The 3,404-nt window shown below is 70.2% G+C and carries 2 protein-coding genes and 2 pseudogenes; 1 reads left to right on the plus strand and 3 read right to left on the minus strand.

The genetic code is table 11. The annotated features are described in order from the left end of the window. Positions 1 to 133: pseudogene (locus Q8814_RS25140) on the minus strand (methionine adenosyltransferase); the annotation flags it as partial. Between the two features lie 49 nt (positions 134 to 182). Between Q8814_RS25140 and Q8814_RS25145 the strand changes: the two are divergent. Further along, positions 183 to 1,061: an esterase/lipase family protein gene (locus Q8814_RS25145; protein WP_330154679.1), complete on the plus strand. Its 879-nt coding sequence runs from the start codon at positions 183 to 185 to the stop codon at positions 1,059 to 1,061. A 58-nt stretch (positions 1,062 to 1,119) separates the two neighbouring features. On the opposite strand, the gene Q8814_RS25150 is transcribed toward Q8814_RS25145, so the two are convergent. Then, complete coding sequence (locus tag Q8814_RS25150) at positions 1,120 to 2,571, minus strand: RsmB/NOP family class I SAM-dependent RNA methyltransferase (RefSeq protein ID WP_330154680.1); 1,452 nt, start codon at positions 2,569 to 2,571, stop codon at positions 1,120 to 1,122. Further along, positions 2,568 to 3,404 (minus strand): annotated as a pseudogene (locus Q8814_RS25155) (methionyl-tRNA formyltransferase); the annotation flags it as partial. The pseudogene Q8814_RS25155 and the gene Q8814_RS25150, both read right to left, overlap by 4 nt.

Below are 3,404 nucleotides of genomic sequence, written 5' to 3' on the forward strand. Positions count from 1 at the left end.
TGACGAGCAGTCGCACGTCGGCGGTGTCGAGCGACGCGAGGTTCTCGTCGGCGAGCACGGCGTCGACGACGTGGGCGCGCAGATCGGGGGTGAGCAGGTTGTTGAGGTCGATATCCGCGGCGTGCTGTGTGGTGGCGCTCGCGGGCGGGATCGCCGGAGCCCAGCCGGCGACGGAGTCCACCATGGCCGTCCCGGTCGCCGCCGGGCCGGTGGCCGGAACGCACGCCGAGGCCGCCGAATACAGCGAGAACAACCCCGGTGCGGCACCCGCCGGGAGCAACGATTTTTCCTGCGAACCATCGGATGAGCATCCTCGTCCGGTTGTCCTCGCGCACGGCACCGACTCGAACAGTTTCTCCGATTTCGCCGCGCTTGCACCACTTCTCGTGGATTCCGGGTGGTGCGTCTTTGCCGTGAACTACGGTCTCGCTGCCGGCGCCGAAGACTACGGCACCGGAGACATCCGTGTCAGCGCCGCTCAGTTCGGCGGGTTCGTCGACGAGGTTCTCGCCGCGACCGGCGCCGCGAAGGTGGACGTCGTCGGCTACTCACAGGGCGCGACCGTGGCCCGCTACTACATCAACCGCCTCGGCGGTGCCGACCTCGTCGACCGGTGGGTGGGGGTCGCGTCACCGAGCTACGGCGGGACCTTCTACGGACTCGGCGCGGCGTTCGCCGCGCTGCCCGGCGCCACCGACTTCGTCGGCGGCCAGTTCTCCGAGGCGCTCGTGCAGCAGGTCCAGGGCTCCGAACTGCTCACCGAACTCAACACTCCGACCGACACCGTCGCGGGCGTGCACTACACCACCATCGGAACAAACGTCGACGAGGTGATCCAGCCGGCGAGCAATGTGGCCCTCCGTGACCCGCGGGCGGTGAACCTGGTCGTCCAGGAGTTGTGCCCGCAGGACCTGACCGGACATTTCAACCTGGTCTACGACCCGTTCTCGCTGCACCTGATTCGCCATGCGCTCGACCCGGAGCGGTACGGTCTCGGTGACTGCATGCCGGTGGCGCTCGGCACCGGCATCCCGGAACTGATTCTGCAGAGCAACTTCTGACCCGAAGCCACAGACGGGGCGCGGGACTGCCGAAGGGACTCCCTAGACTGTGGAGGCATCAGCCTGTGCTGGGGTAGGCATCGTCGTCGAGTTTCGGGAGCAGTATTCGTGTCACGTTCGGACAGACCCCAACCCACCGTCCCACACCGCATCGCATCGGCGGCGTGCTGACATGCGCGTGGTGTTCGCGGGTGTCGAGTTGCTCGACGCCGTGTCTCCGGATGGCGTCGGCGACGACCGCGACGGTTTCCGACACGTGCGGCGAACACGTCGCGTACAACACGACGCCACCCGGTCGTACCAGCTCGATTGCGCTGGTGAGCAGCTCCTTCTGCAGGCGCACAAGATCTGCGATGTCGCTGGGTTGCCGGCGCCAGCGCGCTTCGGGGCGGCGCCGCAGGGCTCCGAGCCCGGTGCAGGGAGCGTCGACGAGGATGCGGTCGTATCCGGCGTCCAGACCGGGATTCCGTCCGTCCGCGACACGCACGGCCACGGGGAGGTCGCGGGTGGTTTTGCGGACCAGGTCGGCGCGGTGTTCGACCGGCTCGACCGCGTCCACGGAAAAGCCGTCGAGGGCCGCGAGCGCACCGAGCAGCGCCGCCTTGCCACCGGGTCCGGCACACAGGTCCAGCCACCGGCCGTGGTCCTCACCGTCGAGCGGGGCGAGGGTCAACGCGCGGGCGACGAGTTGACTGCCCTCGTCCTGCACGGCGGCCATGCCGTCGCGCACCGGTTCGAGCCGGCCGGGGTCGCCGTGCTCGAGGTGCACCGCGTAGGGCGACCACGGGCCGAGTTCCCCGCCGGTGACGAGAGCGAGTTCTTCGGCGGTGATGACACCGGGACGGGCGACGAGGTGCACGATCGGACGGGCATCGTCGGCGGCGAGTACCCGGTCGAGCTCCCCCGCGTCGGCGCCGAGGGCGTGCGCGAAGGCCTGGGCGATCCACAGCGGATGCGCATACCGGAAGGCCAGGTGCCCCACCGGATCTCGTTCCGGATCCGGCGCAAGTTGCTCGATCCACTGCTCTTCGGTCTTCTCCCCCACCCGCCGTAACACGGCGTTGACGAACCCGGCTCTGCCGGAACCGAATTCGGTGCGGACCAGATCGACGCTGGTGGCGACCGCGGCGTGCGGCGCCACGCGCGTCCGCAGCAACTGGTACGTGCCGAGCCGCAGCACGTCGAGCAGCGCGCCGTCGATCTCGTCGACGGGCCGGTCCGCGGCCGACGCGATGACGGCGTCGAGCAGGCCCTGCGCCCGCGCCGCTCCGTAGGTGAGTTCGGTGGCGAGAGCGGCGTCGCGGGTGTCGAGTTTGCGTTCACGCAGCAGCGCGGGCAGCACCAGGTTCGCGTACGCGTCGCGTTCACGGACGGCCCGCAGCACGTCGCGAGCCGCGGTGCGGGCCGGGTCGACAGCGGATTGTGAGGGGCGACGCGTCTGCCGCGGCTTGCTGTTGCGGTCGCCGGGCCCGCGCTGGGAGCGTCGAGCAGGCCTGCGTGATTCGGTCACTGCGCACGCACCTTTTCGTCGAGTCGGGCGCCGCGCGCCCAGTCTGCGGCGGCCATCGCCTTCTTGCCGGGGGGTTGAACGGTGCCGAGACGTACCGCGGTGCTGCCGGTGCCCACCAGCAATCCCTGCTTGCCGACGGCGAGCTCACCCGGTTCGAGGGTCTCGTCGGTGATCTCGACGGGTCCGAGTTTGACGCGCAGCTCACCGATCATCGTCCACGCCCCCGGCGCGGGCGTGACCGCGCGGATGTGCCGGGCGACGACATGTGCGGGCAGCGTCCACACGGCGCGGGCGGCCTCGACGGTGACCTTCGGTGCGTGGGAGACACCGTCGGCCGGTTGCGGCGCAGGGGTGAGGATGCCGTCTTCGATGCCGTCGAGCGTCGACTCGAGCAGTATCGCGCCGGACTCGGCGAGACGCCCGAGCAGATCCCCGGCGGTGTCGGTGGGGTGGATCGTCTCGGTGACGACGCCGTAGACGGGTCCGGTGTCGAGTCTGGCTTAGAGCCGGAAGGTGCTCGCGCCGGTGATTTCGTCACCGGCCGCGATGGCGGCTTGGACCGGCGCCGCGCCACGCCAGGCCGGAAGCAGGGAGAAGTGCAGATTCACCCATCCGTGCTTCGGGATGTCGAGCACGGGTTGCGGGATCAGCGCACCGTACGCGACGACGGGACAGCAGTCCGGTGCCAGTTCGGTCAGGCGGGCGACGAACTGCGGGTCGCGGGGAGCGCCGGGGGTGAGTACCTCGATGCCGTGCTCGTCGGCGACCTGACCGACGGCGGAGCGCACCACCTTGCGGCCGCGGCCGGCGGTCGTGTCGGGGCGGGTCACCAC

Source organism: Rhodococcus chondri (genome assembly GCF_036327435.1).
In the GTDB taxonomy this organism is placed as follows: Bacteria; Actinomycetota; Actinomycetes; order Mycobacteriales; family Mycobacteriaceae; genus Rhodococcus; species Rhodococcus chondri.

Coding starts and splice junctions, on each gene's coding strand:
- Q8814_RS25145 (WP_330154679.1), top strand. CDS start 183: ATGGCCGTCCCGGTCGCCGCCGGGCCGGTGGCCGGAACGCACGCCGAG.